Source organism: Acinetobacter sp. YH12064 (genome assembly GCF_013419735.1).
Lineage (GTDB): Bacteria > Pseudomonadota > Gammaproteobacteria > Pseudomonadales > Moraxellaceae > Acinetobacter > Acinetobacter amyesii.
Window position 1 is genome coordinate 148,009 of record NZ_VOZP01000003.1, and the last position, 18,064, is coordinate 166,072.

Here is an 18,064-nt window from a genome sequence, read left to right on the forward strand (position 1 = left end):
TTATGTATTTTCTTTGTGATTAAACTGATCCACTCGAAAAATATTGAGCATGAAAAAAAGCCCACAACTCGGGTTTTTTTAACATTTTGAATTAACTATACAATTGCGGTGTGATTTCAGTCTGAAAACTTTCCATTTGATATTCATCAGCAAGGCGTTCTTTCCAATATTTCACGATCTGACTGTAATCAATTTCGCTCGGATGGAATTCTGCTTTGTAATATGACAAATATTCTGGCGTCAATTGAATAAACATTTTTGCCAATAAATACGCCCCGAATATATTTCCACCAACCTTCGGCAAACTTTTTTTCTTATCCTGCATAAATAGCTTCGTTGCAGAATAAAACGTAAGACTTGCAAAACCCGTGGTCACACTGCGCATAATCATGCGGCGTATTTTGTCATCTCCATAGACATGTTGATATACATCAAATGCCACTGCGCGATGCTCAATTTCTTCAATCGCATGCCAAACCCAAAGTTTCACTGCATCATCATCTAAAGTACTCAGTACTTCAGGATGTCTTAAAATATAGCCGCCAAGTAAAGCAGTAAAATGTTCAAATGCACAGGTAATTGCCAACTGTATTTTTGGATGTAAGTTTTTTACATAGCTATCTTTACGCGCCAGCCATGCTTGGAAACGATCTAAATTATAGCTTTCACTGCGCCAAGCATCGTTAAATTCAGCATGGGCTTTGGAATGCATCGCTTCTTGCCCAATGAATGCTGCGATCTCAGCTTGTAATTTTTCATCACTGACTTTATCGCGTACATTACGCACGCTATGCACAAAGAATTGCTCACCAATGGGAAAGGTCGATGACAATGCCGTCAACAAATGCGACATCACCGGTGAATTGGCAAAATAATGCCGGCGAATCGCTTTAGGATTGAATTGTGCTCGACGTACCGTAATGCCAATGGCTTTAGGACGATTCAGATATGTTTTTTGTGTCGTCACTTGCGTCATGGTCGCTTCCTAAGATTTAGATCATAATCGCAGTATGTAATTCCGATGTACTTTCACACATGGCAAAATGTGCTAGCACACTTGCATAATTCACCATTCTAAAGCGCTGTCTGACAACTTTTCAGCGTATTTATCTGCAAAATCCATTTACTTGTCATTTGAGGTAAATTCCAAAAAATAAAAAACCCGCCGAAGCGGGTTTTTTGAATGAATCCAGTGTAAGCACTGGCGTGTCATGACTTAAACATCTAAGTAGTCAAGAATACCTTCTGCAGCTTGGCGACCTTCCCAGATTGCGGTTACCACAAGGTCAGATCCACGTACCATATCACCACCGGCGAAAATTTTCGGATTCGATGTCTGGAACTTAAATTCTTGCTGTTCAGCAGCAATGACTCGGCCTGAACCATCCATACTGATGTTTGATGTTGTAAACCAATCTGCAGGGCTGGTACGGAAACCAAAGGCAAGCAATACTGCATCTGCTGGTAAAATTTCTTCTGAACCTGGAACTGGCTCAGGGCTACGACGACCGCGACTATCAGGCGCACCAAGCTGTGTAGTCACAACTTTAACACCCGTCACTTTGCCATTTTCACCTACAATTTCAATCGGCTGACGATTAAATTGGAAATCCACACCTTCTTCACGTGCATTTTTCACTTCACGACGTGAACCCGGCATGTTTTCTTCGTCACGACGGTAGGCACAAACTACCGATTCGGCGCCTTGACGGATCGAGGTACGGTTACAGTCCATCGCGGTATCACCACCACCGAGAACAATCACTTTTTTGCCTTCCATGCTGATGTATTCAGATGGATCTTTTTCCCAACCTTGCGTACGGTTCACATTGGCAATCAAGAAATCCAGTGCATCATGCACACCAACAAGGTCTTCACCCGCAAAACCGCCCTTCATGTAGGTATAAGTTCCCATACCCATGAATACAGCGTCGTAATCAGCCAATAGCTGATCAATGGTCACATCTGTACCAATTTCAGTATTGAGACGGAATTCAACGCCCATGCCAGAGAAAATCTCACGGCGACGTTTCATTACGTCTTTTTCCATTTTGAATTCTGGAATACCGAAAGTCAGCAAACCACCAATTTCGGGGCGTTTGTCAAATACAACTGGTTTCACACCATTACGTACAAGAATATCTGCACAGCCAAGGCCAGCAGGGCCTGCACCAATAATCGCAACTTTCTTGTCTGTCCACTTAACGTGTGACATATCTGGACGCCAGCCCAATGCAAAGGCTGTATCGTTAATGTATTTTTCAGCATTACCAATGGTGACTGCACCAAAGCCGTCATTTAGCGTACAAGCGCCTTCACATAAACGGTCTTGTGGACAAACACGACCACAGACTTCAGGTAATGTATTGGTTTGATGGCACAATTCTGCCGCTTGGAAAATGCGACCTTCTGCAATCAGTTTTAACCAGTTTGGAATGTAGTTATGTACTGGACATTTCCATTCACAATACGGGTTACCGCAACCTAAGCAGCGGTGTGTTTGGTTTTTTGCAACTTCAGCTGTAAATGGTTTATAGATTTCCACAAATTCTGCTTTGCGGACAACTAGATCTTTTTTCTCTGGATCTTGGCGTGCTACATCCAGGAACTGAAAGTCATTATTTAGGCGCTCTGCCATGTCTCTCTCCGTGGGTAGGTGTAAGCATGTTTGGACTTAAACCTGCCTATCAAATCTGCAGTAGTGGAATTATTGTGGATCAGCTTGAGTTGTTTTCAACAAAGTCTGCAAATTAGCAGCTTTTGGTTTCACAAGCCAGAATTTGCGGCTATAGAAGTCAAACTCGTTGCGGATCTTATACGCCCAAGCACTACCTGTTTCTTTAATATGTTCATCTAAGATACGGCATAAGAACTCTTTGTGTTCTTCCATCGATTCTGTAGAGATACGGTTCAATTCAATCAGCTCGTGGTTGTAATGGTCAACAAAGTCATTGTCGAGGTCGAGCACATAAGCGAAACCGCCTGTCATACCCGCACCAAAGTTATGACCCACTTTACCCAATACAGTCACGATACCACCCGTCATGTATTCACAGCAGTGGTCGCCTGCACCTTCAATCACGGCAAACGCACCTGAGTTACGTACAGCAAAACGCTCGCCTGCTGTACCTGCAGCAAACAATTTACCGCCTGTTGCACCATACAAACAGGTGTTACCAATAATCGCAGTATTTTGCGTTTGGAATGGTGAACCTTTCGGTGGGAAGATCGAGATACGACCACCAGCCATACCTTTACCCACGTAGTCATTCGCATCGCCCTCTAGGCTGATGTGTAAACCACCGGCGTTCCAAACACCCAATGACTGACCTGCAGTCCCTGTTAATTTAACTTTAACAGGGTGCGCTTCCATACTGAGGTTGCCATAACGTTTTGCAATCTCACCCGAAATACGCGCGCCAATTGAACGGTCACAGTTACCGATAGTGAAGCTATATTCACCGCCTGTACCTGCTTCAATCGCTGGCAGCATTTCTGCCACCATTTTTTCAGCCAATAGGCCTTTATCAAATGGTGCATTGCCTTGTACTTCACAGTACTGTGCTTTACCTTCAGCCGCAGGATGCGATTGAAGTAATGCGCTCAAATCAAGGTGTGCATGTTTTTCAGTTTCACCTGGAAGCATTTCCAGTAAATCTGTACGGCCAATCAAATCTTTCAGACTTGAAACGCCTAGCGCTGCTAACCATTCACGTGTTTCTTCCGCAATAAAGTGGAAGAAATTGATCAGCATTTCAGGCTCACCGATATAGTGTTCCTGACGTAAATGATCTTGCTGTGTTGCAACACCGGTCGCACAGTTGTTTAAATGGCAAATACGCAGGTATTTACAACCCAATGCGATCATCGGTGTAGAACCAAAACCGAAACTTTCAGCCCCAAGAATCGCTGCTTTCACAACGTCTAGACCTGTTTTCAAGCCACCATCAGTTTGTACACGGACTTTGCCACGCAGATCGTTCACACGTAGCGCCTGATGCGCCTCAGATAGACCAAGCTCCCATGGAGAACCTGCATGGTGAATTGAAGAAAGTGGAGAAGCCGCTGTACCACCGTCATAACCAGAAATGGTAATGAAGTCTGCGTATGCTTTTGCCACACCTGCCGCAATCGTACCAACACCGGGCTCAGAAACCAGCTTAACTGACACCATCGCCTGTGGGTTAACCTGTTTTAAATCGAAAATTAACTGTGATAAATCTTCGATTGAGTAGATGTCGTGATGCGGCGGCGGAGAAATTAATGTCACACCCGGTACTGAGTAACGTAAACGTGCAATTAAGCCATTCACTTTACCGCCCGGCAACTGACCACCTTCACCTGGTTTTGCACCTTGTGCCACTTTAATTTGAAGGACTTCTGCAGAAGTTAGATATGCAGGGGTCACACCAAAACGGCCAGATGCAATTTGTTTGATTTTCGAGTTACGGATAGTGCCGTAACGCGCTGGATCTTCACCGCCCTCACCTGAGTTCGAGCGACCACCAATGGTATTCATAGCGATTGCAATAGCTTCGTGCGCTTCAGGTGATAATGCACCTAAAGACATCCCAGCCGAGTCAAAACGCGGCAGAATCTCTTCTACGGATTCAACTTGATCGAGTGCAATCGATTGATCTGTTTTCAGCTTGAATAAGTCACGAATCGTCGCGATTGGACGGTTATTCACTAGCTCTGCGTATTCTTTAAAGTCCGCATAATTACCAGAACGCACAGATTTATGCAGTGCATTGATCACGTCTGGGTTAAATGCGTGATATTCCTTACCGAATACAAATTTCAGCATACCGCCTTGATCGATTGGCTTACGTGATTTCCATGCCAAATCTGCCAATTTTTTCAAGTCATTTTCTAGATCAGAGAATGTTGCGCCTTTAATACGGCTCGGTACGCCAGTAAAGCATTTTGCAACCACTTCATCAGAAAGGCCGACCGCTTCAAACAACTGACCGCCACGGTAAGAGGCAACAGTAGAAATACCCATCTTAGAAAGGACTTTCAATAAGCCTTTCTCAATACCTTTACGGAAGTTCGCTTGCGCATGAATTGGGTCACCCAACAATTCGCCTTTCGAGATCAAGTCATTAATCACGTCATATGCAAGGTAAGGATAGATCGCTGTCGCACCGAAACCAAGAATCACCGCAAACTGGTGTGCATCACGTGCTAAACCAGTTTCGACAATAATGTTGGCATCGGTACGAAGACCCACATTGATTAAATAATGGTGAACCGCGCCAGTTGCCATCAATGCATTTGCAGGTAAGAAACCTTGACGGATTTTCTTATCAGACAATACAAGTAATGTCTTTCCATCGCGAATCGCTTGCGCAGATTCTTCACAAATACGCGCGATGGCAGCTTCTAAGCCTTCATCTTCTGCATAGTTCAGGTCGATATCTGCAATCTCGTAACCTTTACGACCAAGGGTACGGATTTGATGCATTTTCGAATTTGACAGTACTGGGCTTGAAATGATCAGACGATCTGCATGCTCTGGACCTTGTTCAAATACATTTTGTTCACGGCCGAGGCATGTCTCTAACGACATTACGATCGATTCACGTAATGGATCGATTGGCGGATTCGTAACCTGAGCGAACTGCTGACGGAAGTAGTCAGACACATGGCGCACCTGACGAGACAATACTGCCATTGGCGTATCATCACCCATTGAGCCCACGGCTTCCTGACCACTTTCAGCGATTGGACGAAGCAATTGGTCACGTTCTTCAAATGTCACCATGAACATTTTTTGTGAAGCTTTCAGGTCATCACCTTTTAAGCCTTGATCACATAAATATTCTTCCAGCTCTGGACTGCCTTGTACACGTACTGAGTTTTCACGTAACCACTGACGGTACGGACGCATACGTTTGAGGTGATTACTCACATCTCGAGTATCGAGCATTTTGCCAGTAAAGGTATCGATCACCAAAATTTGACCTGGACCGACACGACCCTTAGATACAACGTCTTCAGGTTCATAACCCCAAACACCAATTTCTGACGCCAAGGTGATGTAACCATTTTTAGTAATTACCCAACGTGCTGGACGTAAACCATTACGGTCAAGCATACAAATCGCATGACGACCATCTTGAATTACCAGACCTGCTGGACCATCCCATGCTTCCATATGCTTCGAGTTGAATTCGTAGAATGCACGTAAGTCCGCATCTAAAGTTTCAACGTTTTGCCAAGCAGGTGGAACCAACATGCGTAGCGCACGGAACAAGTCCATACCACCACCGACAAGGATTTCCAGCATATTGTCTAAACTTGAAGAGTCCGAGCCTGTACGGTTTACGATTGGATTTAGCTCAGTTAAACCTGGCAACAATGGGTTTTCAAATTTTGGTGTACGTGCCATTGCCCAGTTACGGTTAGCAGTAATGGTATTGATCTCACCATTGTGTGCTAAGTAACGGAACGGCTGAGCCAATGGCCAACGAGGCAAGGTATTAGTTGAGAAACGCTGATGGAATACAACAATGTGTGACTTTAAACGCTCATCAGCAAGATCGGTATAGAAATCAGCAATGGCTGCTGGCATCATCAAACCTTTATAGCTGATCACAGTTGAGCATAAAGTGGTTACATAGAAATATGGGTCAGCAGTCAGCTGTTGTTCTGCACGACGACGTGCCATCAGCAACTTACGGTTGAATTCAACCTCTGAAACACCCATTGGGCAATTCACGATAATTTGTTCAAATGCAGGCAATGACTGCATCGCGATTGAACCCAACGCATCGTTATTGGTTGGCACAACACGCCAAGCGATGACTTTACAACCTTCGTCTTCGATTTCTTTGGTTAAAATTTGTTTTGCATGTGCGGCTAATGCAGGGTCTAGGTTTAGAAATACCGTACCCACAGCAAAGATTTCACTCAATGTAATGTCACTGAGTTTTTTCGCTTCTTCACGGAAAAATTCTTTTGGCATAGCAAGGAGTAGACCACAGCCGTCACCGGTTTTACCATCTGCGGCAATACCACCACGGTGGGTCATACAACTTAAACTATGCATTGCGGTTTTGACGAGATCATGGCTTGCATCACCCTGCATATGGGCGATTAAACCGAAACCACAGTTATCTTTAAACTCATCCGGTTGGTATAAACCTTGAGCGGGAGCTACAGTATTAGGCGATGGCATGTGCATAGCGTACCCTTCTTTTCTTTACAGCTCTTTCGAGCACTTAACAAACTAATTTCTTATTGCGATTCGTCTTAACTTACTCACATGAATTGTTCTGTCGAGCAAAATTATTTCTTATTCACACCCTTAAGATAAACCGAATTCATCTTAGATGCATGAATAAAAGTCAAATTTTCTGCTTTTGCAGTTCAGATCAGGGATAACGACTGGATTAATGACTTCGCACTTTTATCGAATCATTTTCGCGCCAAAACAGGGAGAAAAGTTCAATTTACGCACCAATTAAGCAATTTACATGCCAACTTGATGCATTTTCTCCTAAGATGGCTGATTACAAACATTTTTTAGTTATAACAAATAATTTAAATTGTTCTTTTATAATTTTATGCACTTTTTCTGTGCAGTTTAGACTTTTCCTAAGACATCTTGCGCTATTTTAGAACTAATTGAATGGATCGGTTACTTCTTGCTCTACCGGTGCAGGTTTTGGACGTGGTGCATCTACACTACTTTGTGATTTTTGCACATCAATCACATTCCCTTCAGCATCACGGCGAGTCACAGTAGTACTTGTTGTTGCATTAGCTGGAGTTGTTACCGTCGCTGCAGCCGCTGCTTTTCGTGCTGCGATTTGAGCTTCATCAATTTTCGGTAAAGGCACAGACTTTAATTTAACAGCATATAACTTTTGACTCGACGACATTTCTTCCGCGCCTAAGTCATTCACATATGCTTGATATTGTTTAAATTCCACAACCTTAGGTTTAATTGATGCAGGCAAAGCAATATTGAGGCTCGACATTGCAGTTTTCGCATCATTTTGAGACGAATATGCTCCTGTTAAAATGACGTATTGCTCAGGATGGTCTTCACCAGAAAGACGTAGATAAATAAATTTGTGACGCTCAGGCTGCTTGCGTAAGAAGCTTTTTAAAATATCTTCTTCAGAAACCCTAAATAATTCAATACCATAAAGCTTGACAGAATCATTGATAAATTTAGTGCCGCGAAATTCTGGTTCATGTTGAGCTGTAGCAACCACACGGGTCGTCATATCAAGCGGACGCACTTCGTCATTTAATGCACCAAGATGGGACATTGCTGCCACTTTCTCTGGCTGAATTTGTAAATCGACTTCGGTTTCCGCTTGTTTTTCAACTTCAACCAATTCTTTGGTATCTGTAATCGCCCAGAAAACCAATGCAGCGAACAGACACACAGCTCCACCCACCAACCATGTGTAGTGATGAACTTTTTGCCATTGAGACTGCCGCGCTGCCATGATGTACCTACTCTGCCTGATTTGCCAAAATTGTCTGTTTCATTAATTCGACATCAAACTCTTTGGTGATGATGGCCTGACCTAATGATTTCAGTAAAATAAGTCGTAATTGCCCATTCAATACTTTTTTATCATGGGACATATACGCCAAAAATTCCTCTAGCGGAATTTTAGGGCAAACTATCGGTAATTGTGCACGTAAAATGATTTTTTTTGTACGCTCTAAATCTTCAACTGTGATCCAGCCCATACGATGGGACAAATCTGCAGCCATCACCATCCCTGTTGCAACGGCTTCGCCATGTAACCACTCACCATACCCCAAGTACGATTCAATCGCATGGCCAAAGGTATGACCCAAGTTTAATAACGCACGCTCACCTTGTTCTTTTTCATCATTGGCCACAATACGCGCTTTATGGGCACATGAACGATAAACCGCTTCAGCCAACAAAGTTGCATCACCTGCAACTAAAGCATCCATATGCTGTTCAAGCCAAGTTAAGAATTCAACATCACCCAACAACGCATATTTGATCACTTCAGCCAAACCTGCAGAAAGTTCACGCGCTGGCAAAGTTTTTAATTGCGCCATATCCGCAAGAACCACTTGGGGTTGCTGAAAGGCACCAATCATGTTTTTACCTAGTGGATGGTTAATCCCTGTTTTGCCACCAACACTTGAATCCACTTGAGAAAGTAAAGTCGTCGGTACTTGAATAAAATACACACCGCGTTGATAGCATGCAGAGGCAAAACCGGTCATATCTCCAATAACACCACCACCTAATGCCAAAACCGTACAATCGCGGTTAAAGCCTGCTTCGAGCAAGGCATCAAAAATTAAATTCAAATGGTCTAAATTTTTATACTTTTCACCATCAGGCAAAATACATGTCGCAACAGTTTTCCCTAATGCCTCAATTGCTTCTACATAATGTTTTAAATAGAGCGGGGCCACTGTGGTATTAGAGACAATCATCACTTGTTTACCCTGAATATAAGGCTCAAGTAAAGTTTGTGGATTAAGGTCACTCCCAATAAAAATAGGGTAGCGACGATCACCGAGTTCAACATGTAAGGTTTGCATGAATTTAACCTTTTCTAACGAGATATATTTTGTGAAACAATTAAATTAAAAATTTTTTGCGCAAGATCTCTCGCAGCACCTTGATTGGTTTCAATAATATAGTGCGCGACTTCACGATAAAGAGGATCACGGGCAGCCAATAAATCTCGTAGCTTTTGCTCTGGATTTTCCACTTGAAGAAGTGGGCGATTTTTGTCGCGGTAGGTTCGTTGTAACTGAATTTCCACCGGAGTATATAGATAAACAACAATACCACGTTGTTTTAAAAATTCACGATTTGGGGGCTGAGTCACAGCACCACCGCCAGTCGCTAAGACCAGTTGTTTCTTTGCAGTTAACTCATCAATGACATTCGTTTCACGACTTCTAAAGCCTTTTTCCCCTTCCTTTTCAAAAATCCAAGGAATGGTCGCACCTGTTTTACGTTCAATTTCATGATCACTGTCTAGAAATTCACGTCCTAACAATTCTGCTAAATGTCGCCCTACGGTTGTTTTTCCTGCCCCCATTGGCCCTACCAAATAGATATTTGGTAGGGTTTCAAACTCTTTGCTTGGCAAGGAGTCACCTATTTCTTTTGTTAAATTGAAAATATATTAATGATTTCTCGTAACACTGTCATTAACAATTCGCGGAGTAACAAAAATCAGTAACTCATTTTTTGCATCGCTTTTCATATCTTTACGGAATAAGCGACCCACATAAGGAATATCACCTAAGAACGGTACTTTAGTTTGCTTACTTTGTGTTTCCTGATTAAAAATACCGCCGAGCACAACAGTTTCACCATTGTTGACTAAGACATCGGTATTAATTTCATTTTTATTCAGGATGATTTCACCATTTTGTGCATAACCTGCTGGTGAGTCGCTCTTGATATTCAGCTTCATTTGCACTTTACCATCTGGAGTAATGCTAGGCGTGACATCCAAACTTAATAAAGCTTCTTTAAACTCGGTAGAAGAAGTTGCATTTGAACCTGTACCCGTTATGGTTTGATACGGAATTTCTTGACCTGATGCAACTTTGGCGGGTTGTTTATCCGCTGTCAGTACTTTTGGTGTAGAAATGACTTCACCATAACCATCTGCTTGTAAAGCAGAAAGCTCTAAATCCAACATAAAATCAGAAAGACTAATTAAGCCGAACGCAATTCGACTGGCACCTGCAGTAGTCACCCCTAAGTCCACGTTTAAGTTACTTGGACGCTGAATCGTATATTTACCATCATCATCCGGTGTTTTTAAGTCCCAAAGCGTAGTATCACTACCACCCACCAATAAATGGTCATTTTGGTTAATCCCTTGAGACAAGAGACCCCATTTCACACCCATTTCTTTGGTAAAGTCGGTAGAAGCTTTTACAATACGTGCTTCTACCATCACTTGTTTTACCGATACATCTAAAAGATCAATCATCTTACGAATTTGATCAATTTTAGTAGAGGTATCATTAATTATTAAAGTATTAGTCCGGGGGTCAGTTGAAACTGTTCCACGTGGGCTAAGCAAACTTCCGACATTTTCACCAGTATAATCATTACTATTTGATGAGTTTGAGTTTGAGTTTGAGTTTTTAGAATTCCGACCTTCTGTAATAAGTTTTTCGACGTCTGTTGCCTTAGCATAACTGAGTTGAATGTATTCAGTTTGAAGAGGAGCTAGCTTTACACTTTGTGCAATCGCTTTCGCTTCTTCTTCTTCCGCTTTAATCAACTCAGATACAGGCGCAATCCAAATCACATTACCATTACGACGTTTGTCCAAATTCTTGGTTTTCAATACGATATCTAGTGCTTGATCCCAAGGCACGTCTTTCAAACGAAGTGTAATATTTCCTTGAACCGTATCAGCAGCAACCATATTGATTTCAGTAAAATCAGCCAAAAGTTGCAGCACACGACGTACTTCAATATCTTGGAAGTCTAATGAAATCTTCTTACCGGTATAATGATTGGCAGCTTTAGGACGTAATGGATTCTTATCTTCCGGACGTTTCAAACTTACCGTTAATTTATTATCAGTTTGGTACGCCATATATTCATAGCTGCCCGTCGACTGAATGGTAATCACACCATTACCGCCATCATTATGTGCATCTACCGTTGCAACAGGTGTTGCAAAATCATTGACATTTAAACGGCGAGTCAAATGTGCAGGTACTTTATTGCCTAAAGTACGGATCACCACTTTACTGCCTTGCTGTTGAACATCAACGGGGGTATTTCCACCCAGTAAATCAACAACAACTTGACCTTCACCATTAGAACCACGGTGGAAACCAATATTTGAGATGCCCTGTTGCTGACGTTGTGCTACAGGCTGTGCATAATTTGCAGCTTGTGCAGAGTTGATTTTTAAAATAAAGGTATTACCTTCAACACGCGTGGTAAAAGCGCCAGCATTGGCTAAATTCACAGTTAAGCGCGCACGTTGTGCATCCGAACTCACATCCACAGTGCTCGCTTCAGCCGTTGCAACAGGAATTGAACTTTGTTTTAAATTTTGCTGTGCTTTATCAAAGTCTAAAACCAATCGTGATGGTTGATCGAGTTGATAAGCTTGTGGTTGCGGCGGCAAGCCATTAAACATCACGCGAATTTCAGTCCCTTGACCTGGAATTTGCATTGGTACCACATTGGTTACACTCACCTGAGCATTGGCAACTTGCATCATCGCCATTGCAACAGCCCCCATCGAAAACTGACGAAACACATGATTCATTGTATTGCCATCCCCAAAAATAAAATCTTGTACACTATTCTTCATTTTTATTCCTTTAAGCTTAAGGTGCTGGTCCAATTAATATGAGACTTCTAGGACGCTCTACATATCCTTCTCGCCCATCCGGAATAATCTCAATCAAATCAATTTGAGTCGGGGTAATATTTACCACCCGACCATGATTGAGCCCCATATAACTTCCACGTTGAATACGCTCAACTTCACCATCAGGTGTCTGAATCAAGGCTAATATTTGCCCAGATTGGTTACGCATACTACCCTTCATATTCAGGGTTTCGAGTGCATAACTCTCCAAAGGTTGAGGCTGACGGCTCAAGTTTGGATAAACACGCTTACCTGCCATGATTTTAAGTTCTGCTGCCAAGGAACTTGGCAAGAACGGACTTTTTAAAGAATGCGCCGCATAATTAAAAGTTTCGACAGGTACAAAATCTGGCGCTGGTTCAATCGCTAGTGGCGCTTGATTGCGTATATTTGCCATCTCTTGATTGACCACATCAATACGTGATTCACAACCAGCCAATACAAATCCAACCATCACAGAAAGTGCCAATTTATTCATTTTCATTTTGGAGCCTCCTGTGTGCTTGCTGAATCTGCAGCTTTCGCAGCACTTTCAGTATTCCCTTCATAACGATATGTTTTTGCAGAAATCACATAGTCAATTTTTGGAATATCTGAGTTCTTTTCTTTATTTTCAGTTGCTGTAATCGTTAAATTATGCAAAGTCACAATCCGTGAAAGCCCCGCAATACTACTTACAAATGAACCAAAGGCGTGGTAATCACCTGTTGCCTCAATATGAATTGGCTGTTCCGTAAAGAACTCTTGCTTCACTTCAGGCTCAAGACGAATAATTTTAAATTTCAATCCAGAATTCACGCCTGTTAAGTTGATATCTTCAACCAAACCTGGAATTTCAGTTTCTTTCGGCAATTGTTCTAACTGTTGATTAAAACGTGCTTCCATATCCTGCAACTGCAATTGATATTGTTGCAAATTACGTAGTTTTGAATCTTTTTCACGAAACTCATTTAACAAATTTTGTTCTTGTGCATTGGCACTTGAAATAGCTTCAATCTTGCCTTTAATCGCCAAGAAATAGCCCAAAATTGCCACAAGGATAATGATAAAAATCCAACATGTAATTTTGACTGAAATTGGCCAACTACCATAGTTATTCGGATCTAGCGTATTGAACTGCTGTACAAACTTATCAAAAGTCATTTTCTTTTTCGGAATGACCACAGCATCTTGATTCAATTGTTCAAATTCATCACGACTCATTTTGCAGCCTCCGGAGTTGGTGTTGCTGCAGTTTGTGCGTCAGATGTTTGCGCCGATGAAGCTGACTGTCCTGCATTTGCTGCTGGATCATTAATGGTCGGCTGCGCAATTTGCTCCAAATCAGCAGTCACAGTAAATGCACCATAAGATTCTTCTACGCGAGGAACCACTGACGTCGGCGCTTTGTCTTTTTTCTCTTCCGCCACGAGGAATGAGCTCATGAAGGCATTACGATACCAAGGTGATGCTTCCAAATTACGCAGTAGATCTGCAACAGTGTTTGGACTTTCCGCACGCCCTTCGATCATAAATTTGTCGCCATTACGTTCAAATTTTGTGATGTACATATTGGCAGGTGTCACACGAACCAATTCATCTACAAGATGTACAGCGATTGGACGTTGACCTTGTAAGCCTTGAATCAACTTCATTCGTTCAATAATGGCATTACGCTGTTCCTGTAAACCATCCAAAGACTTTAATTGAACATCTAAGTTTTGGTTATGACTGATAATCAATTGGTTCGCTTGTTCTTGATCTTTTAATTTGTGATCAAAGTACAACCATGTTAAACCAACCCCAATTACCCCAATTAAGAAAGCCCCAATACAAAGTGCAATAAATTCTTTTTTTCGTTTCTCTCTTAGCTCATCACGCCAAGGGAGCAAGTTAATTTTTGCCATTAATCAAAACTCCTCAATGCTAGACCGCATGCCACCATGAGTGATGAGGCATCATTTTCAATTTTTTTAATATCAATTTGAGGTGAAAAACCCATTTGCAAGAATGGATTGGCAATCGTGACGCGGTAACCCAATTTTTGTTGAAGTAATTTTGCAAGCCCCGGAATATTGGCATTCCCCCCTGCCAATAAAATATGGTCAATTTCGTTAAACTGTGAAGATGAGAAAAAGAACTGTAAAGAACGTGCTGCTTGTTGAACGACAGCTTCTAAAAAGGGTTCTAAGACTTCGATATCATAATCATCTGGCAAGGCACGTGTTTTTTTCGCTCGACCTGCTTCTTCGAAAGACAATGCATAGCGATTTTGAATTTCCTGTGTCAATTGTTTGCCACCAAACACTTGCTCACGGGTATAAATCACTTTGTTATTCTGCATGACAGATAAGGTCGTCATACTATGACCAATATCTAAAATACCCACGGTATTCACACCCATTGGCAAAGTATCTGAGAAAACTTTAAACGCATTTTCAATTGCAAAGCTTTCTACATCACCAATTTTTGGTGTAAGACCAGCAAGCTGAATGACTTCCGCACGCGCTTCGACATTTTCAATACGCGTAGCGACAAGCAAAACATTGACACGATTTGGGTTGGACAAACGATCTGGCAAGACCTCAAAATCAAGGCTCGCTTCATCAAGTGGGAACGGAATATATTGCTCAGCATCATCACGAATCTGAATTTCACGTTCATCATCGTTCATATCTGCGTCCATTTCGATGATTTTTGTAATCACCATCGACGTTGGAACCGCCAAAGCTGCATTAGTGGTCTGCGTATTGGCCAAATTAATTGCGCGCTCTAAACAGTCACCGACAGCTTCCGGATTCAATATGTTCTTTTCAACAACACTTCCTTCTGGTAATGGCACCAAAGCATAGCTTTCTACCCAATACCGCCCACTCTTTACAGAAAGTTCCAAAACCTTAACAGAAGTCGAACTAATATCTACTCCTATTAACCCCTTATTTGGCTTACGATATAACCTGAGCACAATATAATTCCTATTATTTTTTTATCCCCAAAAAAATTAACCCACTAATTAGCATTGGTCTATAATTTTATACAGATACAATAACTCATCTAACAATCCGTATATCGAAAGGATATACTGACCACCAATTAGTTTGCCATTAGCTCTTATTAAAACTTACTTGTTATGAAAAAGCTATCTTGTTCAGGCCTTGTTCATCCATTTTTTTTGGCCATTATTATTGTTTTGGTCGCAATTCCAATGGGTTTCTATGGCATGTATCTCTATATTGCCCCGTCTTTGCCTGAAATGTCCATCTTAAAAAAGGCTCCATTATTAAAACCATTGCAAGTTTATAGTGCTGATAATGAGCTGATTGCAGAATATGGTGGCAAACTTTCGGTTCCTGTAGAGTACGACCAAATCCCCTCTCATTTCATTCATGGCTTTTTAGCTGCGGAAGATTCTTCGTTCTTTGAACACAGCGGAATTAGTTTCAAAGGATTGGGGCGTGCCGTCAGTGAAAGTATTACAGGCTCAGATGTGCAAACGGGTGGTTCAACCATTACCATGCAGGTTGCAAAAAACTATTATCTGACTCCAGAGCGTACTTTAAAACGTAAACTAACCGAAGTTTTCCTTGCTCGAAAAATTGAACAAAATCTAAGTAAGGAAGAAATTTTAACGCTGTATGTTAACAAAATCTTTTTGGGCAAAAATGCATACGGGATCGCAGCAGCTGCAAAAATTTATTATAACAAGAGCTTGCAAGATTTGAGCTTGGCTCAAATGGCAATGATTTCAGGCCTCCCCAAAGCACCATCAAAATATAATCCTGTAGCCAATCCAAAACGTGCTTTAGAGCGTCGTAATTGGATTTTAGGACGTATGTTGCAATTGGGTTATATCAATCAATCGGAATATCAAGAAGCAATTGCTGAACCAATTAATCTCGATATGCCTGACCGCGGAGTTAGCAACAAATTCCCCTATGTCGGGGAAATGGTTCGCTCTGAGCTCGTAGAAAAGTTTGGCGAACAAGCGATAGATTCTGGCTATAAAGTCTATACCACCATCAACAGCCAACGCCAAGCCTATGCTGAGCAAGCTGTGCAAGATGGTCTTGAAGCTTACGATAGACGACATGGTTGGCGTGGTGCAGAAGCACATGATGAGCCATTAAAAAACTTTATTCCATATGCCAACACATACCCTGCCGAAGTCACTAAAGTTAACAACACCAGTATCGAAGTGTTGATGCAAGACGGCAGTAGTGTGACTGTTCCATGGTCAGGTCTGTCTTGGGCACGTCCCTATCGCAATGCCAATAGTGTAGGCAATGCGCCAAGCAAAGCCTCACAAATTGTTAAAGTAAAAGATATTATTCGCCTACGTCCGAATGCTGATAAAAGCTCATGGGCTTTGGTGCAAATTCCAAAAGCGCAAGGTCAATTGATCGCACTCAACCCCAATAATGGTGGCATTGAAGCCATTGTCGGTGGTTATAATTTTTATCAATCTAAATTTAACCGTGCCTTACAAGGCTGGCGTCAGCCGGGTTCAACCATTAAACCCTTTGTTTATGCTTTAGCACTTGAACGCGGTATGACTCCGTATTCCATGGTCAATGACAATCCAATTACGATTGGCAAGTGGACGCCTAAAAACTCTGACGGTCGCTATTTAGGGATGATACCTCTACGCCGTGCCCTCTATTTATCACGTAACACAGTTTCAGTTCGCTTATTACAAGTCGTCGGAATTGAACGTACTCGCCAATTATTTATGGATTTTGGCTTACAAGAAAACCAAATTCCACGTAACTACACCATTGCTTTAGGTACCCCACAGGTATTGCCGATTCAAATGGCGACAGGTTATGCGACATTTGCCAACGGTGGATATCGTATTCAACCGCACTTTATTAGTCGTATTGAAGATGCTTATGGCAAAGTGATTTATCAAGCCAATCCTGAATATGCATGTATTCAATGCATCAATCAAAAAGACGAAGTTGAATCTGCAGATCCAACCACGCCGGATGATGAAGTGATTGAAGTCACCAATCAGGATAACAAGCCCGCTGAATCAAAAATTTCCGATACTGAAGCAGCAAACTATAAACAAGCTCAGCGGATTTTGAAGTCAAGTTCAGCCTTTGATATGGCGAACATCTTGCGTGACGTGATTCAACACGGTACAGGTCGTGCGGCTTTAAAAATTGGTCGCGGTGATTTAGGCGGTAAAACCGGTACAACCAATGATGCAAAAGACGCGTGGTTTGCTGGATTTAATGGAAAATTGGTCACTGTGGCTTGGGTCGGTTTTGACCAACCCTCTACTTTAGGTCGCCGTGAATATGGTGGTGTTGCAGCATTGCCTATTTGGTCAGATTTTATGGCGAAATCACTTAAAGGTACACCTGAAGCTTGGGTGCGTTTAGACACCCATGCCAAGAATCCAATCAACCGTAATTCGGCTAAAGCGACTCAAGGTCAACCTGAACAAGATCGTGCAGCAACGCCACCAATGGCTCAACCGCTGTATCGTCCTGCTCCTGTTGCACCGAAGCCGCAGGCTTCGCAAAATGATTTTGACGACCTTCCTGGGTCTACTGAAACCAATCTTGCACCGACTCGAACTGCGCCTCCGCCAATGCAGCCTAAACCACAAGGTGCAGAGCATAAAACGGACGCACTTGATCATCTCATCGATCAAGTTCAGTAAATACTGCATAAAAAAAGCCCTCAAACGA

12 protein-coding genes are annotated in these 18,064 nt (G+C 42.2%); 1 reads left to right on the top strand and 11 read right to left on the bottom strand.

The genetic code is table 11. From position 1 onward, the window contains the following. Positions 1-91: 91 nt before the first annotated feature. From FTU13_RS04065 to FTU13_RS04115, 11 genes are all read right to left on the bottom strand, one after another. Positions 92-976 carry a metal-dependent hydrolase gene (locus FTU13_RS04065; protein ID WP_180126926.1) on the bottom strand — a complete coding sequence of 295 codons (885 nt, stop codon included), beginning with the start codon at positions 974-976 and terminating at the stop codon, positions 92-94. A 240-nt stretch (positions 977-1,216) separates the two neighbouring features. After that, complete coding sequence (locus tag FTU13_RS04070) at positions 1,217-2,638, bottom strand: FAD-dependent oxidoreductase (protein ID WP_078189374.1); 1,422 nt, start codon at positions 2,636-2,638, stop codon at positions 1,217-1,219. A gap of 69 nt (positions 2,639-2,707) precedes the next feature. Continuing rightward, the gene (gltB, locus tag FTU13_RS04075) at positions 2,708-7,183 is read right to left on the bottom strand and encodes a glutamate synthase large subunit (protein ID WP_180127035.1); all 4,476 of its coding nucleotides are present in this window, start codon (positions 7,181-7,183) and stop codon (positions 2,708-2,710) included. Positions 7,184-7,628: 445 nt separating this feature from the next. After that, the gene (locus tag FTU13_RS04080) at positions 7,629-8,468 is read right to left on the bottom strand and encodes a hypothetical protein (protein ID WP_180126928.1); all 840 of its coding nucleotides are present in this window, start codon (positions 8,466-8,468) and stop codon (positions 7,629-7,631) included. A gap of 7 nt (positions 8,469-8,475) precedes the next feature. Beyond that, positions 8,476-9,558, bottom strand: a complete 1,083-nt coding sequence (aroB, locus tag FTU13_RS04085; protein ID WP_180126930.1) for a 3-dehydroquinate synthase — start codon at positions 9,556-9,558, stop codon at positions 8,476-8,478. Positions 9,559-9,572: 14 nt separating this feature from the next. Further along, complete coding sequence (gene aroK / locus FTU13_RS04090) at positions 9,573-10,118, bottom strand: shikimate kinase AroK (RefSeq protein WP_078189378.1); 546 nt, start codon at positions 10,116-10,118, stop codon at positions 9,573-9,575. 36 nt (positions 10,119-10,154) lie between these two features. Continuing rightward, positions 10,155-12,281 carry a type IV pilus secretin PilQ gene (gene pilQ, locus FTU13_RS04095; protein WP_180127036.1) on the bottom strand — a complete coding sequence of 709 codons (2,127 nt, stop codon included), beginning with the start codon at positions 12,279-12,281 and terminating at the stop codon, positions 10,155-10,157. A 61-nt stretch (positions 12,282-12,342) separates the two neighbouring features. Further along, positions 12,343-12,870, bottom strand: a complete 528-nt coding sequence (locus FTU13_RS04100) for a pilus assembly protein PilP (RefSeq protein ID WP_078192530.1) — start codon at positions 12,868-12,870, stop codon at positions 12,343-12,345. Further along, on the bottom strand, positions 12,867-13,589 hold the full coding sequence (locus FTU13_RS04105) for a type 4a pilus biogenesis protein PilO (RefSeq protein ID WP_078192531.1): 723 nt from the start codon (positions 13,587-13,589) through the stop codon (positions 12,867-12,869). Before FTU13_RS04105 ends, FTU13_RS04100 begins: the two co-directional genes overlap by 4 nt. Further along, complete coding sequence (locus FTU13_RS04110; RefSeq protein WP_078189382.1) at positions 13,586-14,272, bottom strand: PilN domain-containing protein; 687 nt, start codon at positions 14,270-14,272, stop codon at positions 13,586-13,588. The genes FTU13_RS04105 and FTU13_RS04110 overlap by 4 nt, the downstream gene beginning before the upstream one ends. After that, entirely contained in the window at positions 14,272-15,330 is a 1,059-nt protein-coding gene (locus tag FTU13_RS04115; protein ID WP_078192532.1) for a pilus assembly protein PilM, read from the bottom strand. Before FTU13_RS04115 ends, FTU13_RS04110 begins: the two co-directional genes overlap by 1 nt. 165 nt (positions 15,331-15,495) lie before the next feature. On the opposite strand from FTU13_RS04115, the gene ponA reads away from it, so the two are divergent. Then, positions 15,496-18,036: a penicillin-binding protein PBP1a gene (gene ponA / locus FTU13_RS04120; protein WP_078192533.1), complete on the top strand. Its 2,541-nt coding sequence runs from the start codon at positions 15,496-15,498 to the stop codon at positions 18,034-18,036. Positions 18,037-18,064: the final 28 nt, after the last annotated feature.

Bases quoted from the DNA above. Each gene is read 5' to 3' on its own strand.
- FTU13_RS04065 (WP_180126926.1), bottom strand. From the start codon at position 976: ATGACGCAAGTGACGACACAAAAAACATATCTGAATCGTCCTAAAGCC.
- pilQ (WP_180127036.1), bottom strand. From the start codon at position 12,281: ATGAATCATGTGTTTCGTCAGTTTTCGATGGGGGCTGTTGCAATGGCG.
- ponA (WP_078192533.1), top strand. From the start codon at position 15,496: ATGAAAAAGCTATCTTGTTCAGGCCTTGTTCATCCATTTTTTTTGGCC.
- FTU13_RS04110 (WP_078189382.1), bottom strand. From the start codon at position 14,272: ATGGCAAAAATTAACTTGCTCCCTTGGCGTGATGAGCTAAGAGAGAAA.
- FTU13_RS04100 (WP_078192530.1), bottom strand. From the start codon at position 12,870: ATGAAAATGAATAAATTGGCACTTTCTGTGATGGTTGGATTTGTATTG.
- gltB (WP_180127035.1), bottom strand. From the start codon at position 7,183: ATGCCATCGCCTAATACTGTAGCTCCCGCTCAAGGTTTATACCAACCG.
- FTU13_RS04070 (WP_078189374.1), bottom strand. From the start codon at position 2,638: ATGGCAGAGCGCCTAAATAATGACTTTCAGTTCCTGGATGTAGCACGC.
- aroB (WP_180126930.1), bottom strand. From the start codon at position 9,558: ATGCAAACCTTACATGTTGAACTCGGTGATCGTCGCTACCCTATTTTT.
- FTU13_RS04105 (WP_078192531.1), bottom strand. From the start codon at position 13,589: ATGAGTCGTGATGAATTTGAACAATTGAATCAAGATGCTGTGGTCATT.
- FTU13_RS04080 (WP_180126928.1), bottom strand. From the start codon at position 8,468: ATGGCAGCGCGGCAGTCTCAATGGCAAAAAGTTCATCACTACACATGG.